General features: G+C 68.3%; 20 protein-coding genes and 1 riboswitch. Of the genes, 5 read left to right on the forward strand and 15 right to left on the reverse strand.

What is annotated here, in order from left to right; genetic code table 11:
* The first annotated feature begins 53 nt into the window (after positions 1-53).
* Both WB794_RS01675 and WB794_RS01680 read left to right on the forward strand, forming a co-directional pair.
* Complete coding sequence (locus WB794_RS01675) at positions 54-2,000, forward strand: M2 family metallopeptidase (RefSeq protein ID WP_337334107.1); 1,947 nt, start codon at positions 54-56, stop codon at positions 1,998-2,000.
* Positions 2,001-2,080: 80 nt separating this feature from the next.
* Entirely contained in the window at positions 2,081-4,180 is a 2,100-nt protein-coding gene (locus WB794_RS01680) for a S46 family peptidase (protein ID WP_337334108.1), read from the forward strand.
* Between the two features lie 83 nt (positions 4,181-4,263).
* On the opposite strand, the gene secF is transcribed toward WB794_RS01680, so the two are convergent.
* The 3 genes from secF to yajC form a co-directional block, all read right to left on the reverse strand.
* Positions 4,264-5,202, reverse strand: a complete 939-nt coding sequence (gene secF, locus WB794_RS01685; RefSeq protein WP_337334109.1) for a protein translocase subunit SecF — start codon at positions 5,200-5,202, stop codon at positions 4,264-4,266.
* Positions 5,203-5,221: 19 nt separating this feature from the next.
* The gene (gene secD / locus WB794_RS01690) at positions 5,222-7,075 is read right to left on the reverse strand and encodes a protein translocase subunit SecD (protein ID WP_337334110.1); all 1,854 of its coding nucleotides are present in this window, start codon (positions 7,073-7,075) and stop codon (positions 5,222-5,224) included.
* A 68-nt stretch (positions 7,076-7,143) separates the two neighbouring features.
* Complete coding sequence (yajC, locus tag WB794_RS01695; RefSeq protein ID WP_337334111.1) at positions 7,144-7,473, reverse strand: preprotein translocase subunit YajC; 330 nt, start codon at positions 7,471-7,473, stop codon at positions 7,144-7,146.
* Positions 7,474-7,771: 298 nt separating this feature from the next.
* Between yajC and hutI the strand changes: the two genes are divergently transcribed.
* Together hutI and ahcY are read left to right on the forward strand one after the other, a co-directional pair.
* Positions 7,772-9,001: an imidazolonepropionase gene (hutI, locus tag WB794_RS01700; protein WP_337334112.1), complete on the forward strand. Its 1,230-nt coding sequence runs from the start codon at positions 7,772-7,774 to the stop codon at positions 8,999-9,001.
* 81 nt (positions 9,002-9,082) lie between these two features.
* A riboswitch (S-adenosyl-L-homocysteine riboswitch) is annotated at positions 9,083-9,158 on the forward strand.
* A 53-nt stretch (positions 9,159-9,211) separates the two neighbouring features.
* Positions 9,212-10,657, forward strand: coding sequence for an adenosylhomocysteinase (ahcY, locus tag WB794_RS01705; protein ID WP_337334113.1), 1,446 nt, complete (start codon positions 9,212-9,214; stop codon positions 10,655-10,657).
* Positions 10,658-10,730: 73 nt separating this feature from the next.
* Here ahcY and WB794_RS01710 read toward each other — a convergent pair whose 3' ends face one another.
* From WB794_RS01710 to ccoN, 11 genes are all read right to left on the reverse strand, one after another.
* Positions 10,731-13,130, reverse strand: coding sequence for a TonB-dependent receptor plug domain-containing protein (locus WB794_RS01710; RefSeq protein WP_337334114.1), 2,400 nt, complete (start codon positions 13,128-13,130; stop codon positions 10,731-10,733).
* A gap of 132 nt (positions 13,131-13,262) precedes the next feature.
* Positions 13,263-13,985: a sulfite exporter TauE/SafE family protein gene (locus WB794_RS01715; RefSeq protein ID WP_337334115.1), complete on the reverse strand. Its 723-nt coding sequence runs from the start codon at positions 13,983-13,985 to the stop codon at positions 13,263-13,265.
* Positions 13,975-14,217, reverse strand: coding sequence for a cbb3-type cytochrome oxidase assembly protein CcoS (gene ccoS / locus WB794_RS01720; protein WP_337334116.1), 243 nt, complete (start codon positions 14,215-14,217; stop codon positions 13,975-13,977). Before ccoS ends, WB794_RS01715 begins: the two co-directional genes overlap by 11 nt.
* A complete protein-coding gene (locus WB794_RS01725) occupies positions 14,214-16,775 on the reverse strand; it encodes a heavy metal translocating P-type ATPase (protein WP_337334117.1) in 2,562 nt (853 codons plus the stop codon). The genes ccoS and WB794_RS01725 overlap by 4 nt, the downstream gene beginning before the upstream one ends.
* Before the next feature lie 11 nt (positions 16,776-16,786).
* Entirely contained in the window at positions 16,787-17,302 is a 516-nt protein-coding gene (locus WB794_RS01730) for a FixH family protein (RefSeq protein WP_337334118.1), read from the reverse strand.
* A 5-nt stretch (positions 17,303-17,307) separates the two neighbouring features.
* Positions 17,308-18,879 (reverse strand): 4Fe-4S dicluster domain-containing protein, encoded by a 1,572-nt coding sequence (locus tag WB794_RS01735; protein ID WP_337334119.1) that lies wholly within the window; start codon positions 18,877-18,879, stop codon positions 17,308-17,310.
* Between the two features lie 33 nt (positions 18,880-18,912).
* Positions 18,913-19,212: a hypothetical protein gene (locus WB794_RS01740; RefSeq protein ID WP_337334120.1), complete on the reverse strand. Its 300-nt coding sequence runs from the start codon at positions 19,210-19,212 to the stop codon at positions 18,913-18,915.
* Positions 19,212-20,114 carry a cytochrome-c oxidase, cbb3-type subunit III gene (gene ccoP / locus WB794_RS01745; protein WP_337334121.1) on the reverse strand — a complete coding sequence of 301 codons (903 nt, stop codon included), beginning with the start codon at positions 20,112-20,114 and terminating at the stop codon, positions 19,212-19,214. The genes WB794_RS01740 and ccoP overlap by 1 nt, the downstream gene beginning before the upstream one ends.
* On the reverse strand, positions 20,111-20,269 hold the full coding sequence (locus WB794_RS01750; protein WP_337334122.1) for a cbb3-type cytochrome oxidase subunit 3: 159 nt from the start codon (positions 20,267-20,269) through the stop codon (positions 20,111-20,113). Before WB794_RS01750 ends, ccoP begins: the two co-directional genes overlap by 4 nt.
* Entirely contained in the window at positions 20,266-20,919 is a 654-nt protein-coding gene (ccoO, locus tag WB794_RS01755) for a cytochrome-c oxidase, cbb3-type subunit II (protein ID WP_337334123.1), read from the reverse strand. The genes WB794_RS01750 and ccoO overlap by 4 nt, the downstream gene beginning before the upstream one ends.
* A gap of 10 nt (positions 20,920-20,929) precedes the next feature.
* A complete protein-coding gene (gene ccoN, locus WB794_RS01760) occupies positions 20,930-22,363 on the reverse strand; it encodes a cytochrome-c oxidase, cbb3-type subunit I (protein WP_337334124.1) in 1,434 nt (477 codons plus the stop codon).
* 203 nt (positions 22,364-22,566) lie between these two features.
* Between ccoN and WB794_RS01765 the strand changes: the two genes are divergently transcribed.
* Positions 22,567-22,995, forward strand: a complete 429-nt coding sequence (locus tag WB794_RS01765; RefSeq protein ID WP_337334125.1) for a CBS domain-containing protein — start codon at positions 22,567-22,569, stop codon at positions 22,993-22,995.
* Positions 22,996-23,010: 15 nt separating this feature from the next.
* Here the strand turns inward: WB794_RS01765 and WB794_RS01770 are convergent, their stop codons facing one another.
* Entirely contained in the window at positions 23,011-24,621 is a 1,611-nt protein-coding gene (locus WB794_RS01770) for a peptide chain release factor 3 (protein WP_337334126.1), read from the reverse strand.
* Positions 24,622-24,733: the final 112 nt, after the last annotated feature.

The following is a 24,733-nucleotide window of genomic DNA, read 5'->3' on the forward strand; positions in this document are numbered from 1 at the left end:
TTTTTCCGCGCCGTCCGACGACGGCATCCGCCCGAACCCATGAGGCACACGCCATGACTCCTGTTCGCACCCTGCTTGGAACGGCCATCGCCGCCACCCTGCTCACCCTGACCGCCTGCGGCTCCGCGCCTGAAAACGAGGCCGCGAAAACACCCGCCGCCGCGCCGGCGGAAAGCGCCGACGCCTTCATCGCCCGTGCCAACCGCAGCATCGAGGAAGTCACGCCGGAAATCACCTCGGCGCAGTGGCTCTCCAGCACCTACATCAACGCCGACAGCCAGCGCGTCGCCGCCGGTGCCAACGAGCGCTGGCTGACGCTGCGCAACGCCCTGGTCGAGCAGGCCAAGACCTATGACGAGGCCGCGCAGACGCCGGCCACGGCGCGCGCGCTGCACATCCTCAAGACCGATGCCGCGATGCCGGCACCGCGCGATCCGGCCCGGCTCAAGGAACTGGCCGGCATCGCGACCCGCATGGAAGCCGCCTACGGTGCCGGCAAGTGGTGCCGCGACGGCGAGGCCGCCAAGGACTGCCTCGACATCGGCCGGATTTCCGAAATCCTCGCCGACACCGCCACCAGCAGCTACGACGAGCAGCTCGCCGCATGGGAGGGCTGGCACACCGTATCGCCGCCGATGCGCGCCGACTACCGGCGTTTCGTCGAGCTGACCAATGAAGGCGCGAAGGAAATGGGCTACGCCAACACCGGCGAAGTCTGGCGCGCCGGCTACGACATGACTCCGGCCGAATTCCAGGCCGAAACCGACCGCCTCTGGAACCAGGTCAAGCCGCTCTACACCCAGCTGCAGTGCTACACCCGCGGCAAGCTGGTGGAAAAATACGGCGACAAGGGCCAGGTGGACGGCATGCTGCCGGCACACCTCACCGGCAACCTGTGGCAGCAGGACTGGGGCAACCTCTGGCCGATCCTGGAACCCTACAAGGGCGTGGGCAACCTCGACATCAGCACCGCGCTGCGCCAGCAGCGCGACGATGCGCTCAACGCCTCGGTGGCGCAGGCCGGCGGCCTGGGCAAGCTCACCGCCGAGCGGCAGGTCGAACTCAGCCGCCAGGCCGACCTGGACATCGCCACCAAGATGACGCGCCTGGCCGAGGGTTTCTACACCGGTCTCGGGATGCCCGCGCTGCCGGGCTCGTTCTACACCGATTCCCAGCTCATCCAGCCGCGCGACCGCGACGTGGTCTGCCACGCCAGCGCCTGGCCCATGGATACCCACGGCGAAGTGCGCATCAAGATGTGCATCAAGCCGACCGAGGAAGAGCTCACCACGATCTACCACGAGCTCGGCCACATCTTCTATTACATGGCCTACAAGGAGCAGCCGCCGCTGTTCCAGAACGGCGCGCACGACGGTTTCCACGAGGCCATCGGCGACACCATCGTGCTGTCGATGACGCCCGAGTACCTGGCGTCGATCGGGCTGCTCGACCAGACCACGATGAGCGAGCAGGCAGTTATCAACGCGCAGATGCGCATGGCGCTGGCCAAGGTCGCGTTCCTGCCCTTCGGCCTGATGATCGACCGCTGGCGCTGGGGCGTGTTCGACGGCTCGATCGCGCCGGAGAACTACAACGCGGCCTGGTGGGAACTGAAGGCCAAGTACCAGGGCGTGGCACCGGCCCAGGCGCGCGGCGAGGACTTCTTCGACCCGGGTGCCAAATACCACGTGCCGGGCAACACGCCCTACACCCGCTACTTCCTTTCGCACATCCTGCAATTCCAGTTCTACAAGGCGCTGTGCGATGCCGCCGGCCACAACGGTCCGCTTTACCAGTGCAACTTCGCCGGCAACCCCGAGGCAGGCGCGCGTTTCTGGGCGATGCTCGCGGCCGGCAGCAGCCAGCCCTGGCAGAAGACCCTCAGGGAGCTGACCGGCGGCGAACAGATGGATGCCGCCCCGGTGCTGGAATACTTCGCCCCGCTCAACGCCTGGCTGGAAATGAAGAACCAGGGCAAGGACTGCGGCTGGGAAGGCTGAGGACATCGGCGGCGGGGCGCACGGGCCGCCTCGCCGCCGCATCCTGCTAGGCTCCCGGCTCCCCTGCCGACGGAGCGACCATGCGATCTCTCATCCTCGCCCTGCCCGCGCTCGCCGCGCTCGCCCTTCCCGCCGCGCCCGCATACTCCGCCGAGGGCATGTGGACGCTCGACAACCTGCCCGCGGCCATGCTGCAGCGCGACTTCGGCTTCAGCCCCGATGCCGCGTGGGTGCGCCACGTCATGCAGGCCTCGGTGCGGCTGGAATCGGGCTGTTCGGCCTCGTTCGTCAGCCCCGACGGGCTGGTGCTGACCAACTCGCACTGCGTTCGGCGCTGTGTGAGCGACCTGTCCACCGCCCGGCGCGACCTGACGCTGACCGCCTTCGTCGCCGATTCGCGCGACGACGAACGCACCTGCCCGGGCCTGGAAGCCAGCCGCCTGGTCGAAACCCGCGAGGTCACCGCCACCGTGCGCGCCGCGCTCGACGGCACCCGGGGCGATACCTTCGCCGCCGCGCGCAGCCGCATCCAGGCCGAACTGGAAGCGGCCTGCGTGGCAGGTGACGCCGACAGCGTGCGCTGCCAGCTGGTGGAGCTGTATCAGGGCGGGCAGTACTGGATCTACCGCTACGAGCGGCTGCGCGAGCTGCGCCTGGTGTTTGCGCCGGAGGAAGCCGCCGGCAGCTTCGGCGGCGATCTCGACAACTTCGAATTCCCGCGCTTTTCCTTCGATGCCGCGCTGCTGCGCGTATGGAAGGACGGCGCACCCTATCGCACCGGCGACTGGTTCGCGCTGCATCCGGCCGGGATCGCCGAAGGCGCGCTGGTGGTCGCCACCGGCCAGCCGGGGCGCACCCGCCGCCTGCTGACGGTGAGCCAGCTCGAGACCCTGCGCGACGTCGAACTCACCGCCGCCGCGCTGCGCCTGGCCGAGCTGCGCGGCCTGCTGACCCGCTATCGCGCCGAAGGCGCGGAGCAGTCGCGCCTCGCCGGCGCCGATCTTCGCCGCGCGGAAAACCAGCTCAAGGTGCTGCGCGGCGAGATCGAGGCGCTGCACGATTCCGATCTGTTCGCGCGCAAGCGCGCGGACGAGCGCGCCTTGCGCGATTTCGTCGCGGCCGATCCGGCGCTCGCGGCGCGCAGCGCGGGCGCGTGGGAGGCCATCGCACAGGCGCAGGCCGCACGCCGTCGCCTCGGTGCCGAATACACCCAGCTTGAAACCGGACACGCTTTCGCCAGCCCGATGTTCCTGCACGCGCGCAGCCTGGTGCGCGCCGCCGCCGAGCGCGCGCGGCCGGACGGCGAGCGCCTGCGCGAGTATTCGGAATCCGCCCTGCCCGCGCTGCGCCAGCGCACCGTGGCAGCGATCCCGTTCCATCCCGACTACGAGGCCATGACGCTGGCCTGGTCGCTGGGCCACGCGCGCGAGGTGCTCGGCAGCGGGCACCCGGCGATCCGCCGCCTGCTGGGCAAGGACTCACCGCACGCCGTCGCGCAGCGCGTGATGCGGGCCACCGGCCTGGGCGATGCGGCCGAACGCGCACGCCTGTGGGACGGCGGCACGGAAGCGATCTCGAGCAACCGCGACCCGCTGCTCGCGCTCGCCGCCGCGATCGACCCGGCCGCACGCGCGGCGCGCAGCGCGTGGGAATCACAGGTCGAATCAGTCGAAGTGGCGCAGCACGCGCTTATCTCGGCGGCGCGATTCGCCCGCGACGGCGACAATGCCTATCCCGACGCCAGCTTCACCCTGCGCGCCGCGTTCGGGGTGCGCCGCGGCTACGAGGAGAACGGCCGCGAGGTCGCCTCGCTCACCACCCTCGGGCAGATGTACGAGCGCGCCACCGGGGCCGCGCCCTTCGCCCTGCCGGCGCGCTGGCTCAACCGACGCGGCACCGTGGATCCGTCCACGCCGCTCAACCAGGTCACCACCATCGACACCATCGGCGGCAATTCCGGCAGCCCGATCATCGATCGCCAGCGCCGCCTCGTGGGCCTCAATTTCGACCGCAATCGCCACGCCCTCGGGCGCGCCTACGGTTTCGATGAAACCCGCGGCCGCAACATCTCCGTCCACCCCGCCGCGATCCTTGCCGCGCTCGAACACATCTACATGGCCCCCGCGCTGGTGCGCGAGCTGCGCGCGGCGAAGAAAGCCGCGTCCCGGCAAGAACCGTAGCGGCGCATGGCGGCGGAACCGCCGCAGGTGATTCCGCCGCGCCCTTGCGACACGCCCGCGGCGGAAACCGCGGGCGCGCTGCGTTACGGACGACGTGCGAGATCGGCGTCGTCGCGCACCTTGGGCATCATGTCCATCTTGGTGGTGCCAAGCAGGAGCAGCAGCGGGCAGGCCACGAAGATCGAAGACAGGGTGCCGACGATGATGCCGCATATCTGCGATTCGGCCATGCCTTCGAGCGAATCGCCGCCGTAGATATACAGCGCGATCACGGTCAACAGCGCCACGAACGAGGTGATGACGGTACGCGACAGGGTCTGGTTGACTGATCGATTCAGCACTTCCCGGGTGTCCACTTTTTGCAGGGAGCGGAAGTTCTCGCGCACGCGGTCGAAGACCACGATGGTGTCGTTGATCGCGTAGCCCATCACCGAGAGCACGCCGGCCATCACGGTCAGGTCGAACTCGCGCCAGGTCACCGCGAACAGGGCCGTGGTGATGATGAGGGTGAAGGCGGTGGAGAGGATGGCCGCGATGGCGAACTTCCATTCGAACCGTATGGAAATGTAGATCACGAAGCCCAGCATCACGAAAATCGCGGCAAGGATGCCGTTCTGTGCCAGCTCCTTGCCCACCTGCGGCCCGACGAAATCGCTGCGCACCAGGGTGGCCGGGTTTTCGTTCGAAGACAGCACGGTCCGCACCGCATCGCCCGTCTGGGTGATGTTGTCCTGGCCTTCGCTCGACTGCAGCCGTACCATCACGTCGAACTCCGAGCCGAAAGCCTGCACCACGGCACCGGGATAGCCCCCGGCGTCGAGGCGGTCGCGCAGGTCGTCAAGGTCGGCAGGATGCTCGAAGGTCAGTTCGGCCACGGTGCCGCCGGTGAAGTCGAGCGCGTAGTTGAGCCCGCGCACGCCCAGCAGCACCATGCTGCCGATGATCATGAGCACGGCAATCACCAGGGCGACGTGGCGGTAGCGAAGGAAATCGATCTTGCTGTCGTAGGGAAAAATATTCATCGCTGATCTCCTTCGTGCCTCAAATCAGAACCCGCTTGACCTTGCGGCGACCGCCGTAGATCAGCGTGGCCACGCCGCGCGACACGTCGACGGCGGTATAGATCGAGGTCAGGATGCCCAGGCACAGGGTGACGGCGAAGCCCTTGACCGGTCCGGTGCCGAAGGCGAACAGCGCGATGCCGGCCAGCAGGGCGGTGACGTTGGCATCCCAGATCGTTCCCGAAGCGCGGTCGTAGCCTTCGGCGATGGCGGTCTGCGGCGGCAGGCCGAGGCGCAACTCCTCGCGTATTCGCTCGTTGATGAGGACGTTGGCGTCCACCGACAGGCCCACGGTGAGCGCGATGCCGGCCAGTCCCGGCAGGGTCAGCGTGGCACCCAGCAGCGACATCGCGGCAACCACAAGCAGCAGGTTGAGCAGCAGCGCGATGTTGGTGACCACGCCAAAGACCTTGTAATACACGATGAAGAAGGCCAGCACGAAGATGAAGGAGTAACTCACCGCGGTCCAGCCGCGCTGGATGTTCTCCTTGCCCAGGCTCGGGCCGATGATGCGCTCCTCAACGATGTCCACCGGCGCGGCCAGCGAGCCGGCGCGCAGCAGCAGGGCCAGCTCGGAGGCTTCGGTCGAACTACCCAGGCCGGTGGTCTGGAACTTGCGGCCGAACACGCCGTTGACGCGGGCGTAGTTGATGACTTCCTCGGTCACGCGCACGCTGCGAACTTCTTCGCCGTTGACGATCTTGGTTTCGGGCAGGCGCTCGATGTAGACCACGCCCATGAAGCGACCGACGTTGTCGCGGGTGAAGTCGTTCATGCGCGCGCCGGCGGCCGAATTCAGCGTCACCGACACCATCGGCCCACCGCCCTGCGGATCGAAGCCGGAGCGCGCATCCACCAGCTGGTCGCCCGAGGCGATGATGCGGCGCGACAGCAGGATCGGGCGCTGGGTGCCGCGCTCGTAGTACAGGCGCGCATCGGGCGGCACGCGGCCGCTCTGCGCCGCCTCGAAGGCGTTGCCGTCGACCGCTGCGCGATATTCCAGCGTGGCGGTGGCACCGAGGATCTTCTTGGCCTGGGCGGTGTCCTGCACGCCGGGGAGCTGCACCACGATGCGGGTCGCGCCCTGGCGCTGGATCACCGGCTCGGCCACGCCCAGTTCGTTGATGCGGTTGCGCAGGGTGCCGATGTTCTGTTCGACCGCATTGTCGAGGATGGTCTTGAGCTCGGCCTCGCGCAGGTGGGCGACCAGCACCGCCGGCTCGGTGCCGTCTTCCAGCTGGAGCTGGGGCACGTCGCGACCGATGAGGCCGGCGGCGGTGTTGCGGTCGGCGGCGTCGCGCAGGCGGATCAGGATGCCGGTGGCACCGCGATCCACGCCGGCGTAGGGAATCTTGTTCTCGCGCAGCACGCCGCGGATGTCGTCGAGCATGCTTGCCTCGCGCTTTTCCAGCGCGCCCTTCTGGTCCACTTCCATCAGGAAGTGCACGCCGCCCTGCAGGTCCAGGCCCAGCAGCATCGGCTTGGCACCGATGGCGGTGAGCCAGTCAGGCACGGTGGAGGCCAGGTTGAGCGCAACGATGTAGCCCTGCCCCACTACACCGCGAATCGTATCGGCTGCGCGGATCTGCAGATTGGGGTCTTCCAGACGAACCAGGAGGTTGTTGTTCTCGATCCCGATCGATTTGAAGCCGATCCGGCTTTGCTCGAGCACGCCCTGGACACGCTCCTTGAGGGCATCGTCGAGCTGTCCGCCGCGGGTGGCGGTGATCTGGACCGCGGTGTCCTGCGGATACAGATTGGGCAGCGAGTAGATCGAAGCGACAATGAAGATCAGTGTCGCCAGCACATATTTCCAGCGCGCGTATTCAAGCATTTGGATTCACCAGACAGCGGTGGGCACCGGGAGCCATGCCCTCGGCGCTCGGACAGCGGGAAAACGACTCAGGCGGACTTGAGCGTGCCCTTGGGAAGCACCGCCGCGATGGCGTTCTTCTGCACGCGAATGACCACCTTCTCGGCAACTTCGATGGCGAGGAAGGCATCGCCCACTTCATCGACGCGGCCAAGCATGCCGCCGTTGGTCACCACCTCGTCGCCCTTGGCGATGGCCGAAACCATGGTGCGGTGGTCCTTGGCGCGCTTCATCTGCGGGCGGATGACGAAGAAGAAGAACACCGCCACGAACACCAGCATCATCACCAGCGGCGACCACGGCGAAGCCTGCGGCGCACCGGCTGCCTGAGCCCAGGCGGAAGAAATCAGGAAATCCATCGAGAGACTCGCTTTGTTCGGAAAGGGGCCGGCGCGTGCCGGAAAAGCATGGGATTATGCCACGCGCGGCCTCCCTGTGTGGGGACGCCCAGCGCGCGGCTCAACCCCCTCCCTCTACGCGCGGCGGCGAAGTGCCCACGGCTGCAGGTCGGGGCTACGCCCCCGACGGGGTGTTCAATGCCCGGCAACGTCGGCCACGCAGGGCCGACCTGCGGCGATGGCGTTCTCCGCACGGCTCGACACGCGCGTCGGACGCCGCGATCATCGGCGCACTCCCGCGTTTTGCCAGAGCCGGACCATGCCCGACACCGCCCCATTCGATCTTTGCCTGACCCGCGCGCGCCTGGTCACGCTGGCCGACGACCGTGGCTACGGGCTGATCGAGGACGGTACCCTTGCCTGCCGCGACGGCCGCATCGTCTTCGCCGGCCCGGCGCACGCGCTTGCGGCGCAGGAGGCGCTTGCCGCGTCGGTTGTGGTCGACTGCGGCGGCGCGCTGGTGACGCCGGCACTGATCGACTGCCATACCCACCTGGTCTTTGCGGGAGATCGTGCCGGCGAATTCGAACAGCGCCTGGAGGGCGCAAGCTACGAGGACATCGCCCGCGCCGGCGGGGGCATCGCCTCCACCGTGCGCGCCACGCGCGCGGCCAGCGAGGACGCTCTGGTCGAAATCGGCCTCGCCCGCGCCCGCGCGCTGGTGCGCGACGGCGTGGGGACGATCGAGATCAAGTCGGGCTACGGCCTCACCATCGACAGCGAACTGTCCATGCTGCGCGCCGCTCGCCGCATCGGCGAGGCGCTGGGCATCGGGGTGCGCACCACCTTCCTCGGTGCCCACGCGCTGCCGCCCGAATACGCCGGCCGCGCCGACGACTACATCGACTTCGTCTGCCGCACGATGCTGCCCGCAGCGGCGGCCGAGGGCCTGGTCGACGCCGTGGACGCCTTCTGCGAGCGCATCGCCTTCAGCCCGGAGCAGACCGCGCGGGTATTCGAGGCGGCACGCGCGCTGGATATCCCGGTGAAGCTGCACGCCGACCAGCTCGGTGATTCGGGCGGCGGCGCGCTGGTGGCGCGCTTCGGCGGCCTATCCGCCGACCACGTGGAATACACCAGCGAGGACAGCGTGCGCGCCATGGCCGCGAGCGGCACGGCGGCGGTGCTGCTGCCCGGCGCCTTCCTCTGCCTGCGCGAGACCCGCCTGCCGCCGATCGATGGCTTCCGCCGCCTCGGCGTGCCGATGGCTGTGGCCACCGATGCCAATCCCGGCACGTCGCCGCTGCTGAGCCTGCGCCTGGCGATGGCGCTGGCCTGCATCCAGTTTCGCCTGACGCCCGAGGAATCCCTGCGCGGGGCCACCGTCAACGCCGCGCGTGCGCTGGGGCTTGCGGATCGCGGGCGGCTGGCTCCCGGCCTGCGCGCCGATCTCGCGCTCTGGAACGCGAGCGATCCGGCGGAGCTGAGCTACTGGCTGGGCGGCGACCTGCTGCGCGCGCTGTACGTCGGCGGGCGGCGCGTGGACTGAACCTCCGGCGCGATCCCCAACGCCAGCCGACCCGCCGTCTCGAGACCGCGGATGCGGCACCGCCCGGCTGCTAGAATGCCGCCCGCCGAGGGGCGCTGCGATTGCGGGATTCCTGTCCGCAACCAGGCTCGGCCATCCACAACGGCGCCCGGTTTGTCTGTCCCTGCCCTGCCCGCCTCGGTCAGGTGCCCAATGAACCGGAGTCTCGCCATGAACGCACCACACCAGCCCGCCGCCGCGGGCGACTACAAAGTTGCCGATCTTTCCCTGGCCGACTGGGGCCGCAAGGAGATCGACATCGCCGAGCACGAGATGCCGGGCCTGATGTCGATCCGCGGCAAGCACGCCGCCACCACCCCGCTCAAGGGCGTGCGCGTGACCGGCTCGCTGCACATGACCATCCAGACCGCCGTCCTGATCGAGACGCTCAAGGACATCGGTGCCAACGTGCGCTGGGCCTCGTGCAACATTTTCTCCACCCAGGACCACGCCGCCGCCGCCATCGCCGCCACCGGCACGCCGGTGTTCGCGTGGAAGGGCGAGACGCTGGAGGAATACTGGGACTGCACGCTCGACGCGCTTTCCTTCCCCGACGGCAAGGGCGGCTTCCTCGGCCCGCAGCTGGTGGTGGACGACGGCGGCGACGTGACCCTGCTGATCCACAAGGGCTACGAGCTCGAGCAGGGTGACGAATCCTGGGTCAACTCGCCCTCGGGCAGCCACGAGGAGCAGGTGATCAAGAACCTGCTCAAGCGCGTCGCGAAGGAGCGCCCGGGCTACTGGACCCGCGTGGTCGCAGACTGGAAGGGCGTGTCGGAAGAGACCACCACCGGCGTGCACCGCCTCTACCAGCTGGCCGAAGCCGACAAGCTGCTGGTCCCGGCGATCAACGTCAACGACTCGGTGACGAAGTCGAAGTTCGACAACCTCTACGGCTGCCGCGAATCGCTGGCCGACGGCCTCAAGCGCGCGCTCGACGTGATGCTGGCCGGCAAGGTCGCCGTGGTCTGCGGCTACGGCGACGTCGGCAAGGGCTGCGCCGCCTCGCTGCGTGCCTACGGCGCGCGCGTGATCGTCACCGAGATCGACCCGATCTGCGCCCTGCAGGCCGCGATGGAAGGCTACGAGGTCACGACCGTCGAAGACACGCTGGGCGAGGCCGACATCTACGTCACCACCACCGGCAACAAGGACATCATCCGCGTCGAGCACATGACCGCGATGAAGGACCAGGCCATCGTCTGCAACATCGGCCACTTCGACAACGAGATCCAGGTCGATGCGCTCAAGGCGTTGGCGGGCGTGAAGCAGGTCAACATCAAGCCGCAGGTGGACAAGTACGTGTTCGCCAGCGGCAACGCCATCTTCCTGCTGGCCGAAGGCCGCCTGGTGAACCTGGGCTGCGCCACCGGCCACCCGAGCTTCGTGATGAGCAACAGCTTCTCCAACCAGACTCTGGCGCAGATCGACCTGTGGGCCCACAAGGACCGCTACGAAAACAGGGTCTACATCCTGCCCAAGAAGCTGGACGAGGAAGTCGCGCGCCTGCACCTGGAAAAGATCGGCGTGAAGCTGACCCGGCTGACCGCGGCCCAGGCCGACTACCTCGGCGTGCCGGTCGAGGGCCCGTACAAGCCCGAGCACTACCGCTACTGAGCCGGCCATCCGCGGCCTCGCAACGAAGAAGGGCGCCCCGCGGCGCCCTTCTTCGTTTCCAATCCGCTTGCGGTCAGAACGAATAGCTGAAGCGGGTGAAGAAGGCGCGGCCGTTGATGCCGAACTGGACGCCCTCGTAGATGTAGCCGTTGTCGGTCTCGTCCGGATTCTGTCGGCTCGGGAAGGTGTCGAGCAGGTTGGTGCCGCCGAGCGTGAGCTTGGCGTTCTCGGTGAAGCTGTAGGTGAACGCGAGATCCGCCGAGGTCTTGCCCGAGTACTCCTGGTTGGGCTCCGGCGGACCGGAGAAGGTGCCGAGCGTCATCGGGCCGAAGTAGATCACCTTGAAGTCGGTCGCCCAGTTGCCCAGCACGTAGTCGAAGCCGAGCACCGCCTTGGAGCGCGGCGAGCCGCCTTCGATGAAGCGGCGGTCGCGCTCCTCCAGCAGCGACTCCTCGCGCCCGAGGAGGTTGGGCGGCGTGTTCACCTTCTGCACCTTGGTGGTGCCGCGATTGAAGGCGAGGAAGGTGTTGAGCACGCCCTGGCCGACGTTGGCGCGATGGTTGATGGTCAGGTCGATGCCGCGGGTGCGGGTGTCCACCGAGTTCACGAAGAACTGCGCCTCGCCCACGCCCAGCTGCTGCAGGATGTCGCCGATGCTCGGGTCGTCGTCCTGGAAGCGGCCGCTGAGCACGATGCGGTCGTCGATCTCGATCTGGTAGCCATCGAGCGTGACCGAGAGCGCATCGGTCGGAGTCCAGGTGAAGCCCAGGGTGAAGTTCATGGACTCCTCTTCCTTCAGCGACGGGATGCCGGCCGCGGTCGCGACGGCACCGCCGTTGGGGGCCAGCACCACGTCGGTCGGCACGCCGGCGACGAAGTCGGTGAAGGTGGAGGAGAAGTAGCGCTGCTGCAGCGAGGGCGCGCGGAAGCCGGTGCTGGCCGAGCCGCGCAGCAGCCAGGCCTCGTTGGCACGGAACGCCGCGGCCAGCTTGCCGGTGGCGGTGGAGCCGAAGTCGCTGTAATCCTCGAAGCGGATCGCCTGGCTGGTGCTGAACCGGTCGGTCCAGTAGGTCTCCACGTCGAGGTAGCCGGCCCAGCTGTGGCGGCTCTTGCTGGTCGCATCGCCCGGCTGGAAGCCGGGGAAACCCTGGCTGCCGGCGTTGCCGCCGCCGGGGCCGTCATAGTCGGCCCACGAGCCTTCTTCGCCGGCGTAGATCTTGTAGGTCTCGTGGCGGAACTCGGCACCGAAGGCCAGGTTGAGGCCGCTGCGCCAGCCGCTGAAGAAGCGCGAGACGTCGAAGTTCGTGGTCTGCTGCGCGAACGAGAAGCCGCCCGCATCGAACACGCTCGGGCTGATGCCGCTGCCGCCGTTGATGAGGTCGAGGTTGGCGATCGAGGCATTCATGGTGTTGCGGATGGTGTCCATCAGGCGGTTGTAGCCCGCGGTCTGGGACAGATCCATGCGCCAGTCGCCGCTCATCCACCAGGCACCGACGGTGCCGTGGCGATCCTGCACGTAGGCGTCGATGAAGGGCGCGTAGCCGTCGGGATACATCGCCTCGGAGTTGCGCGAGGGAATGTCGTCGGAGCCGATGCCACCGCGCCCCCAGGCCGCCGAGGACGCGTCGCGGTTCTGGATGCCGCCGTTGAAGTAGAACGTCGCATTCTCGCCGAACGGCAGCTCGCCGTTGAGGTAGAAGGTGCCGTTGCGCACCTTGCCATCGCCGATGATGCGGTGCGGATCGGCCTCGGTGGCGCGGTTGGAGCGGCCGCGGTCCTGGTACTCGGCGGTCAGCGCCAGTACGCCGTCGTTGCCGATGCCGAAGCCGCAGTAGCCCGAACCGGTCCAGTTCTCGCCATCGCCGCGCGAGTACTGGCCGTAGCCCGCCACCACTTCGCAGCCCTTGCTGCGCTTGAGCGAGAGGTTGATGACGCCGGCGATGGCATCGGAGCCGTACTGCGCCGCGGCACCGTCGCGCAGGATTTCGACCTGGTCGAGCGCCAGCAGCGGGATGGTGTTGAGGTCGGCACCGGTGGCACCGCGATTGCGCACGCCGAAGATGTTGACCAGTGCCGCCGTGTGCAGGCGCTTGCCGTTCACCAGCACCAGGGTCTGGTCCGAACCCAGACCGCGCAGCGCGGCGTTCTCCACCGAGTCGGTGTTGTCGGCACCGGTCTGGCGGCCGGCGGTGAACGAGGGCGAGGCGTACTGCAGGTATTCGGTCAGATCGAACTTGCCCCCTTGCGTGGCGGCTGCCTGCATCGGCAGGACGTCGATGGGAACCGGCGTATCCGTATCCGAACTGCGATCGTGACGACGCGAGCCCAGCACCGTGACGGCGTCCAGGCGCTGTGCCTCGGTGGCGGTGGAGCCGGCCGCGCCCTGTCCGGCGGCGCTGACCGAACCCGGCATCGCGACCAGCGCCATCAGAACGGCGACATACAACGCATTGCGATGGGTCGAGCTGTACATGAAATCCCCTTGCCGTGGTTGGTTAACAAAACGTTGCCGAGTGTATCGAACTCGACGGTCGCTGTGTCCGGCTCTCCCATTGCGGTGCTTGACCTGGATCAGGCGCGGTGAGGGCCCGGTCCCGCCGTGCCCTCAGGACGTTCGCGGCAGGCAGCCCAGCGCCGCAAGCGCATCGTGCAGCGCGGGCAGCTGCATCAGCCAGGGCGCGGCCAAGGTGGTCAGTCCGGCCAGCAGCATCAGCACACCGGCGAGGCGGCGCTGGCCCGGTCGCGCCACCCAGCGCGCGCCGCTGTAGCTCAGCGGCAGCATGGCTGGCAGCGTGCCCAGCCCGAACGCCGCCATGATCGCGCCGCCGCCCGGCGCGGTGGCCTGCAGCCAGGCGACCGTGAGCAGGGTTCCGGAGAGGCCACAAGGCATCCAGCCCCAGATCATTCCCAGGCCGAAGCGGCGCGGGAAAGTGTTCGCCGGCAGCAGGCGCGCCTGCAGCGGCCGCACCATCGACCAGAGCACTTCACCAGCCGCCCCCAGGACGCGAAACCGCCCGGCCAGCCCGAGCGCGCGCAGCGCGATCAGGATCAGCACCAGCCCCGCCAGCGCGCGCAGGGCGAACATCAGCGATTCGGCGCGGAACAGCGCCACCAGCCCATGCCCGAAGCCGCCCACGATGATGCCGGCCAGCACATAGCCGCTGACCCGGCCGAGGTTGGTGGTCAGCGCCACCCGCCAGGCGGTTTTCCGATCCGCGCCGAAGGGCGCGAAGCCGGTGGCGATGCCGCCGCACATGGCCACGCAGTGCACGCTTCCGATCAGGCCGGCGAGCAGCGCGGCACCCAGCGCGACAAGGTCAATCGGCATCGCGGCCGTCCGGGTCGCGCACATTCGCCGCTGCGTCCCGCGACGGCGCCGCCGCATCCGCCGCCTGCGATGGCTGCACGGCCTGGGCGGCCGGCGCATCCTCGACCAGGATGTCCAGCGCCGGGGTTTCCAGATCGTCGAACTGCCCGCGCCGCACCGCCCAGACGAAGGCCCAGATCGCAATGCCGAGCAGTACCACGCTGATCGGGACGAGCGCGAGCAGGATGTTCATGCCGCGGACCGGGCTGCAGCGGCGACATCGGGCCGCATCGCCGGCTCACGCCGCACCAGGCGCAGGGCGTTCAGCGTCACGATCAGCGAGGAGCCGGCCATGCCCAGCGCCGCCAGCCACGGCTCGATCCAGCCGGCCGCGGCAAACGGCAGCGCAATGAGGTTGTAGCCCAGCGCCCAGGCCAGGTTCTGCCGCAGCGTCACGCGCGCGCGGCGCGCCAGCGCGATCGCCTGCGGCACGCGCGCGAGCTGCTGCGCCGTCAGCACCACGTCGGCCGCCCCGTGGGCAAGCGCCGCACCACCGTGCATGGCGATCGAGACGTCCGCGCCGGCCAGCACCGGCGCATCGTTGATGCCGTCGCCCACCATGAGCACGACGCGGCCTTCGCGCTGCAGGGCGCGGATGCGCTCCAGCTTCTGTTCGGGGGTGCGACGCGCGCTGTGGCGGGAAATGCCCAGCGCACGGGCGGCCGCGGTCACGGCGGCTTCGCCATCGCCGCTCAACAGCTCGCACTCCAGCCCGAGCCTGCGGCACGCGGACACGGCCTCGGCGGCATCCGGACGCAGCGCGTCGCGGATCGCGAAGCGGGCAAACGCGGTTTCACCGTCACCCAGCCAGAGCGCGCCGTCGTCGGGGCGACTGGCAGCGAACGCGGCATGGCCGAGCCGCCAGCGCCGGTCACCGGCATGCGCTTCGACGCCGAAGCCGGGTATGTGCTCGATGCGTGCGCTCTCCGTACGCAGCAACATCGACTCCTCGATCAGGGTTTCCTCACCGTCGTTCCCGTGCCGGCCGGGATCCATCCGGCTTTCAACAGCAGAATCAAACGGGCTCCCGGCCTGCACCGGGATGACGGAGCGGGGCGTGCCCTGGTTCTCCGGCGATTCCCGGACAAACACGCGCGCCAGCGGATGCCGGCTGTCGCGCTCCAGCGCCCGCGCGATGCGCAGCGCCTCGGCGCGGGTGATGCCACCGAAGGTCTCCACCGCGCGCAGGCTCGGCTCACCCAGACTCAGGGTGCCGGTCTTGTCGAACACCACGGTGTCCACGCGCGCCAAGACGTCGAGCGCGTCCGGACGCATCGCCAGCACACCGATCCGCGCCAGCGCGGTGTGGGCGCTGGCGATGGCGGTGGGAATGGCCAGTGACAGCGCGCAGGGGCAGGCCACCACCAGCACCGCAAGCGTAACCTCGAAGGCGCGCGAAGGATCGTGCTTCAGCCACCACAGGCAGGTGAGTGCGGCGGCGGCGAACAGCGCCAGCACGAAGCGCGTGGCCACCGCGTCCGCCAGCCGCGCCGCGGCGGGGCGCTCATTCTGGGCGCGCTCGATCAGGCGGGAAAGTTGCGAAAGCCAGGTGTCCTGCCCGGTGCGCGTCACGCGCAGGCGCGCCACGCTGCCGACCACGATGCTTCCGGCGCGCAACTCCTCGCCTTCAGCGCGCGACACCGGCTCGGCTTCCCCGGTCAGGAGCGATTCGTCCACCGCGGCCGCGGCCAGCGCGAGGCCATCGGCAGGCACGGCTTCGCCCGGCGGCACCCGCACCACATCGCCCGGCGACAGCGTGGCGACGGGAACCTGCGCAGCGCAGCCATCGCCGTCCTCACGCCACGCGAACGCCGGCCGCGCGCGCGCCAGCGTATCGACGTGATCGGTGGCGCGCGCGCGCGCCGCCGCTTCGATCTGGCGCGCGATCAGGAGGAAAAGCACGAACATCACTGCGGCATCGAACCATACGTGCGTGCCGCCGCGCAGGGTCTCGAACAGGCTGGCGAAATAGGCCAGCAGCACCGAGGTGGCCACCAGCGTATCCATGCCGAAGCGGCGCAGCCGCAGCTCGTTCCACATCCCGGCGATGAAGGGCCAGCCCGAATAGAACACCACCGGCGTGGCCAGCAGGAAGGTGACCCAGCGCAGGAAGTCGCGCAGCGGGATCGACATTTCCCGCGCGGTGTCCAGGTACAGCGCCTCGGCGAACATCATCGCCTGCATCGCTCCCAGGCCGGCCACGCCCAGGCGCAGGATCGCGCTGCGGCGCTCGCGCCGGCGCGCATCTTCGCGCGCCTGTCCGGGCGAAAGATGGGCGCGGTAGCCGAGCGCCGACAGGTCGTCAAGCACCTGCGACAGGCGCATGGCCGAGGCATCCCAGGTGATGCGGATGCGCCCGGTCACCGCATTGGCAACGACCTCGCGCACGCCGGCGCGGCGGCGCAGGGCGCGATCGATCAGCCAGGCACAGGCGGCGCAGCGCATGCCATCGGTCAGCACCGTGATCTGGCTGCCCTCCGACACGCTGCGCACGTGTTCGGCCTGCACCTCGGGGCGATCCCACAGCGAAAGGTCGGCGTCGCTGTCATCGACCCGCGCGCCCTGCGCCTGGCGCAGGCGGTAGTAATCGGCCAGACCGGCGGTGGCGATCCATTCGGCCGCGCCGGCGCAGCCGCGGCAACAGAAGTCGTGCTCGGCATCGGCGATCCACGAGGCGATGGCCTCGGCACCCAGGGGTTCGCCGCAGTGGAAGCAGCCCGCTTCCACGCTGCGGGTTTGGCCGACTTCCATCACGCAGGCAGTCAATGCCCCTCCGAGAACTGCGGTGCCAGCGCGATCGCGGCGCGTCCGGCCTCGAAGCGCCCGGCGATCCGCCAGGCACCGTCATCGGCCGACACCAGCACCGTCCAAACCGCCGGCAGCGGCAGCGGCACGCGCCCGAGGAAGCGCTCGCCGCTGCGGGTGAGCGTCAGATGGCGATCCTGCGCCGCCCGGCTGGGGTGGATCAGCGCCAGCCGCAACCGTACCGCGGATTCCGGCAGCGGATCGATGCCGACGTCGACCGCCCCGGTCGCCGGATCGATGGACAGCGTGCCGCGCATGCCCAAGGCAATGGCGGCGCGATCGGCGCGCAGGTCTTCCACCTGGATCTGCGCGGTGCGCCTGACGTCGACGGGCAGCGCCTCGTCCGCGCCCACGTGCACGGAGATGGCCACCAGCACCAGGCTGGCTGTGACCATCACGGCGGGAATGCCCGCCACCAGCCACATCATGGGTTCGCGATACCAGGGTGACGCGGTGCGTGCGGAGTCGGTCACGGCGCTCACCTCGCCGGGCCGAAGAAAGCCGCTTCTTCGCTGATCCGGATCGGCTTGCCCTGCGACTCGCCCTCGATCACGAACTCGACCGTGGTGCGACCGCGCACCGCGCCCAGCGGGGCGCTCAGCGTCACCGGCAGGTTGACGACTTCCTGCGCCGGAATCTCGACCACCCGCGGCGCATCCGCCAGGCTCACGCCCGCGTCGCTTTCCACGCTCACCCGATAGGTCGCGGCACGCTCGGTCTTGTTGATCAGCTTGACCCCGTAGCCGTTTTCGATCGTGCCCTGCGCGGTCTCGCGATACAGCGCATTGCGGTCGCGCAGCACTTCGACCGTGACCGGCGAACGCGAGGTCACGCCCACGCCCCAGCCGACCAGGAGCATGAGCAGCAGCAGGCCGTACACCCAGATGCGCGGGCGCAGGATGCGGGTGGGCTTGCCTTCGAGCGCGTTCTGGGTGGTGAAGCGGATCAGGCCGCGCGGGTAGCCGGTCTTGTCCATCACTTCGTTGCAGGCATCCACGCACGCCCCGCAGGCGATGCATTCGTACTGCAGCCCGTTGCGGATGTCGATGCCGACCGGGCAGACCTGCACGCACAGCGAGCAGTCGATGCAGTCGCCCAGCAGCGTCTTGTCGAGGCTGGCCTTTTCGTACAGCGCCCGGCCCAGCTCATCGCTGTTGCCCCAGTCATCGACCAGGCCGGTGGTCACGCGCGCGTCGACCGCGCGCGAGGCGGCGCTCTGATGCCGGGCCGCGTACAGCAGCGCCGAGTCGGCTTGCTCGAGGCTCAGCGGCGAGCGCCCGCGCGCTTCTGCCGAATCCAGCGTTCCGCGCTTGCGCGGCCCGCGCGGCTCGCCGCGCGCGGCGTCGTAGCTGATGATGAGCGTGTTGCGGTCGAACATCGCGCTCTGGAAGCGTGCGTAGGGGCACATGTACTTGCAGACCTGCTCGCGCAGCACGCCCGCATTGCCCCAGGTGGCGATGGAATAGAACAGCACCCAGAAGATTTCCCAGCCGGTCCAGGCGAACGGCCAGGTGCGCAGCGCCAGTTCCTTGATCGGGGTAAAGAAGCCGACAAAGGTGAAGCCGGTCCACAGCGCGAACACGATCCAGGCCGCGTGGCGGCTGCCGCGCTTGAGGATCTTCTCGCGCGTCCAGGGCGACTTGTCCAGGCGCAGGCGCGCGCTGCGGTCGCCCTCGAACAGCTGCTCCATCCCGATGAACACTTCCGTCCACACCGTCTGCGGGCAGGCGAAGCCGCACCACAGCCGCCCGGCCAGCGCGGTGAAGAAGAACAGGCTCATCCCGGCGATGATCAGCAGCACGGCGAGGAAGATGAAGTCCTGCGGCCAGAACGCCAAACCGAATACGTAGAAGCGTCGCGCCGGCAGATCGAACAGCACCGCCTGGTGGCCGTCCCAGGTCAACCATGGGAATACGTAGAACATGCCCAACAGCACGATCGTGGCGAGCTTGCGAAGGCGCTGGTAGCGCCCGTCGATCTCGCGCGACTGGATCTTGGGCTCGGCGACGTAGAGCGCGGTATCTACGCTGACAGGGATTTCCTTTTTCACTGCGGGGGCCGACAAGATCGCGGCCCTGCTCCTTTACGATCTTGGCAAGGGTCGGTTGAAGCGGATGCGCGGGTGCAGCAGCAGCCAGGTGAACAGGCTCGAACTGGCGGTCGCGATCCAGAACATGAAGAACCCGACCGAATAGCCAAACTCGCGCGGAATGTCGAGTTCCGGAAAGGTCATGTCACGCAGCGCCAGCGGATCGACGAAGGCAAAGAACACCATCGTCATCACGCAGGCCGAAAAGAAGCTCGGCCAGGCGATGGCTCCCACGCGCTGCACCAGTGGCAGCGCGCAGGGATAGTTGGGCTGGACCGGCTCGGTGCCTGACATCACTGCGCCCCGCCGCCGTGCGACTGGGCCCAGACCCATGCCGCGACCACGCGCGCGCGGGTCTCGCCGATGATCGGCTCGTGCGCCGGCATGGCGCCGTTGTGGCCCTTCAGCACCGCATCGCGGATCGTGCCGAAGTCGCCGCCGTAGAGCCAGATGTCGTCGCTGAGGTTGGGGGCACCGAGCAGCGGATTGCCGCCGCCGTCCGCGCCGTGGCAGGCGACGCAGACCATGTCGAACTTCGGCTTGCCGGCCGCCGCCATGGCGGCGTCCACGCGCTGGCCGGAGAGCGACTGCACGTAAACCGCCACCTCGCCGGCACCTTTCTCGCCGCCCACCACGTCGCCGAACGGCGGCATCACCGCCTGGCGGCCATGTCGCACCGTGGTGAGGATGTCGTCGGGCGAGCCGCCCCATTGCCAGTCGTCATCGGTCAGGTTCGGAAAGCCGCGCGCCCCCTTGGCGTCCGAGCCGTGGCAGGTGGCACAGGTGTTGGCGAATATCTTGCGGCCCAGCGGAATCGCCTCGGGATCCCTGGCGATCTCGTCGATCGGCAGGCCCTCGTAGCGCGCGAACGTGGCATCCAGCACCGCGCGCGCCTTGGCGGCATCGGCGTCGTGTTCACCCACCGAGGTCCAGCCGAGAGTGCCCACGAACGAGCCGAAGCCCGGGTACAGGACCAGATAGCCGATGGAAAACACGATGGTGATGTAGAACAGGTTGATCCACCAGCGTGGCAACGGTTTGTTGTATTCGGTGATATCGCCGTCCCAGACGTGCCCGGTCTCGTCCGGAGCCGGATCGCCGGGCCGCAGCGACGAGGTGCGCCACAGCAGCCAGACGCAGCCGCCGACGTTCAGGACGATCAGCGCGATGACATACAGCGACCAGCCGGCGCTCATGGGCCTTCTCCCTTCACGATCTCGTCTTCCAGCGGCAGGTGCGCCGCCTCCTCAAAATCCGCGTTGCGCCGTGAACTCCAGGCCCAGAAGCAGCCGTAGAGGAACAGCACCAGCAGCACCACGGTGACGATTCCGGTCACGGTGCCGCTGCTCATGGCGCGGCTCCGGCGGCCGCATCGACGCCGGGGCGCGGCGCATGCCGTCCCAGACCCTGCAGATAGGCGACCAGCGCGTCGAGCTCGGTCTTGCCCTCGACCGCGGTGGCGACGCCCGCGAGGTCTTCGTCCGAATACGGGTCGCCAAGCTTGCGCAGGGCGGTGATCTTCCGGACCACCTCGTCGGCGCGGATCGTGCGCTCGGCCAGCCACGGATAGGACGGCATGTTGGACTGCGGCACCACGTCGCGCGGGTTCATCAGGTGCACGATGTGCCAGTCGTCCGAGTAGCGCCCGCCGACGCGCGCCAGATCCGGCCCGGTGCGCTTGGAGCCCCACTGGAACGGGCGGTCGTAGACCGATTCACCGGCCAGCGAATAGTGGCCGTAGCGCTCGGTTTCGAAGCGCAGGGTGCGCACCATCTGCGAGTGGCAGTTGTAGCAGCCTTCGCGCACATAGACGTCGCGCCCGGCCAGCTCCAGCGGCGGATAGGGCTTGACGCCCGGTGCCGGCTCCACGGCTTCGGCCTGGAACATGAGCGGGATGATTTCCGCCAGCCCGCCCAGGGAGATGGCGGCGGCGATCAGCACCGCCATCAGGCCCACGTTGCGCTCGATCTTGCCGTGTCCGGTGACTTTTTCCTGACTCATGATCGTCTCCTCAACCGTGCGCCGGGGCCGGAACCGCCACCGGCACGATCCTGTCGGTCATGCCGTAGGTCCTGATGACGTTCCACGCCATCAGCAGCATGCCGCTGAGCACCATCACCCCGCCCAGGAAGCGGAACAGGTAGTAGGGATAGGTGGCCGCGACCGATTCGACGAAGGTGTAGGTCAGGGTGCCGTCGTCGCCGGTGGCGCGCCACATCAGGCCCTGCATGACGCCGGCGATCCACATCGAGGCGATGTAGAACACCACGCCGATGGTATGCAGCCAGAAGTGTGCGTCGATCCACTTGACCGAATACATCTGCTGCAGGCCCAGCACGCGCGGATACAGCGCGTAGAGCGAGCCGATCGAGATCATCGCCACCCAGCCCAGGGTGCCGGCGTGCACGTGGCCCACGGTCCAGTCGGTGTAGTGGGAGAGCGAGTTGACCGTCTTGATCGAAAGCATCGGGCCTTCGAAGGTGGCGATCATGTAGAAGCTCAGCGACACGATCAGGAACTTCAGGATCGGATCGGTGCGCAGCTTGTACCAGACCCCCGAGAGCGTGAGGATGCCGTTCATCGCACCGCCCCACGAGGGTGCCAGCAGGATCAGCGAGAACACCATGCCCACCGACTGCACCCAGTCGGGCAACGAGGTGTACAGCAGGTGATGCGGGCCAGCCCACATGTAGATCGAGATCAGCGCCCAGAAGTGCACGATGGAAAGGCGATAGGAATAGATCGGCCGCTGCACCTGCTTGGGCACGAAGTAATACATCATCGCCAGATATCCCACGGTCAGCAGGAAGGCCACGCCGTTGTGGCCGTACCACCACTGCGCCATGGCGTCGACCGCGCCGCTGTAGACCGGATAGGACTTCCACAGCCCGGCCGGCATCACCAGGTTGTTGACGATGTGCAGCAGCGCCACGGCGATCACGTAGGCACCGTAGAACCAGTTGGCCACGTAGATGTGCTTGACCCGGCGCTTGACGATGGTGCCGAAGAACAGCCAGCCGTAGGCCACCCAGACCACCGTGACGAGGATGTCCAGCGGCCACTCCAGCTCGGCGTACTCCTTGCTCTGGGTGATGCCCAGTGGCAGGGTGATGGCCGCGCCGACCATTGCGGCCTGCCAGCCCCAGAACACGAAGCTGGCGAGCCGGTCGGAAATCAGGCGCACGTGGCAGGTGCGCTGCACCACGTACAGCGAGGTGGCGAACAGCACCGAGCCGCCGAAGGCGAAGATCATGCCGTTGGTGTGCAGCGGGCGCAGACGGCCGTAGCCGAGCCAGGCGATGCCGTCGGTCATCTCGGGCCAGTAGAGCTGGGCAGCGATGATGACCCCCACCAGCATCCCGACGATGCCCCAGATCACGGTTGCAGCCGCGAACTGGCGCACCACCTTGTCGTTGTAGGTTTCATTGAGCGTTGTCGAAGACATGTTCGGCCTCGATGCAGGGACGGGGCATGGTGTGCCGTGGCAGGGGCGGCGCGCTTGACCTGAGTCAAATACCCGCGAAAGCGGCGCAGTTTACCGGATGCGATCGGCAACCTCACCCGTCCCAGGCCCGCTCGGATGGGGTATCCTCGGCCCCGGTGCGCCGGGCCCGCGCGGGCCCGGACCCAACAGCGGGAGGGCGGTCCATGCGTACTGTGCGGCAACTTCTGGAGTCCAAGTCTCCGGACATCCACTCCATCTCACCCGACGTCCCGGTGATCGACGCCATCCGCCTGATGGCCGAGAAGGGCGTCGGCGCGGTGCTGGTCATGCAGGGTGAAGCGCTGGTCGGCATCCTTTCCGAGCGCGACTACGCGCGCAAGATCGTGCTGGCCGGCCTGTCCTCGAAGCAAACGCCGGTACGCGACATCATGACCAGCAAGCTGATCACGGTATCGCCCGACGACGATGCGCAGACGTGCATGCAGACCGTGACCCGAAACCGCATCCGCCACCTGCCGGTGGTCGAGAACGGCCGGGTGCAGGGCGTCATCTCCATCGGCGACCTGCTCGCCGCAGTGATCGAGCAGCAACAGCACGAGCTGGACCAGTTGCAGCGCTACATCACCGGCTGAGCCGACGCCCCGGCATCAGCCTGCTGCCGATGGCGCAGCGTAAGCCGTCTCGCGCGTGGCGCGGAACGCCACCGCGGGCGCGCGCTCCTGCGCCAGCTGCAGGTTGACCCGCGTCGGTGCCAGATAGACGAGCTGGTCGGCGGCGTCCAGCGCGAGGTTCATCGCGTTCTTCTCGCGGAACTCCTCCAGCTTCTTCGCGTCCTGGCAGTAGACCCAGCGCGCGGTCGCCACGGAGACCGGCTCGAACACCGCCTCCACGCCGTACTCGTCCTTGAGCCGATAGGCCGCCACGTCGAACTGCAGGGTGCCGACCGCGCCCAGGATCAGGTCGTTGCTCATCAGCGGGCGGAAAAACTGCGTGGCCCCCTCCTCCGAGAGCTGCGTCAGCCCCTTCTGCAGCTGCTTGAGCTTGAGCGGATCCTTCAGGCGCGCGCGGCGAAACAGTTCGGGGGCGAAGTTGGGGATGCCGGTGAAGGTCAGCGGCTCGCCTTCGCTGAAGCTGTCGCCGATGGCGATGGTGCCGTGGTTGTGGATGCCGATCACATCGCCCGGCCAGGCTTCGACGGCCAGCTCCCGATCCGAGGCCAGGAAGGTCAGCGCGTTGGCGAGCTTCATTTCCTTGCCGCTGCGCACGTGCAGGGTCTTGATGCCGGGCTCGAAACGCCCCGAGCACACCCGCATGAAGGCCACCCGGTCGCGGTGCTTGGGGTCCATGTTGGCCTGGATCTTGAAGACGAAACCGGTGAGCCGCGGCTCCGCCGGATCGACGATCCGGGTGGTGGTGGCGCGCGGCTGCGGTGCCGGCGCGTGCTCGATGAAGAAGTCCAGCAGGAGCTGCACGCCGAAGTTGTTGATTCCAGAGCCGAAGAACACCGGCGTCTGGCGTCCGGCGAGGTACTCGTCCAGATCGAACGGATGGCTGGCACCCTGCACCAGTTCCAGTTCGTCGCGAAGATCGGCCAGCATGGATTCGCCGATGCGCTCGGCCAGCCCGGGCGCGTCGAGCGACGGGAAAATGGTCGAATCCTGCCGGGTGAAGTTGCGCCCCGGCTCGTACAGGTGGACCTCCCCGGTGATCAGGTGCACCACGCCCTTGAGGCGCTTGCCCATGCCGATCGGCCAGGTCACCGGCGCGCACTGGATGCCCAGCACGCTTTCCACCTCGTCGAGCAGCTCGATCGGCTCGCGGCCCTCGCGGTCGAGCTTGTTGATGAAGGTCATGATCGGCGTGTCGCGCAGCCGGCAGACCTCCATCAGCTTGATGGTGCGCTCCTCCACGCCCTTGGCCACGTCGATCACCATCAGCGCCGAATCCACCGCGGTCAGCACGCGGTAGGTGTCCTCGCCGAAGTCGGCGTGGCCGGGGGTGTCGAGCAGATTCACGATGCAGTCTCCGTAGGGGAACTGCATCACCGAACTGGTGACCGAGATGCCGCGCTCCTGCTCCAGCGCCATCCAGTCGGACGTGGCGTGGCGCGCGGCCTTGCGGCCCTTGACCGAACCGGCCATCTGGATCGCGCCGCCGAACAGCAGCAGCTTCTCGGTCAGCGTGGTCTTGCCCGCGTCGGGGTGGGAAATGATGGCGAAGGTGCGCCGGCGGCGCGCCTGCAGGGAAACGTCGGACATGGGGAAAGACGCCCGGCCGGGCGCGCAGGTCGATGAGGAAGGCGGTGATTATAGTCCTGCCTTCACGCGTTCCAGGCCACGACGAGCCGCCGTGCAGCCTCAAGTCAGTAAG

Source organism: Denitratimonas tolerans (genome assembly GCF_037203605.1).
In the GTDB taxonomy this organism is placed as follows: Bacteria; Pseudomonadota; Gammaproteobacteria; order Xanthomonadales; family Xanthomonadaceae; genus Denitratimonas; species Denitratimonas tolerans.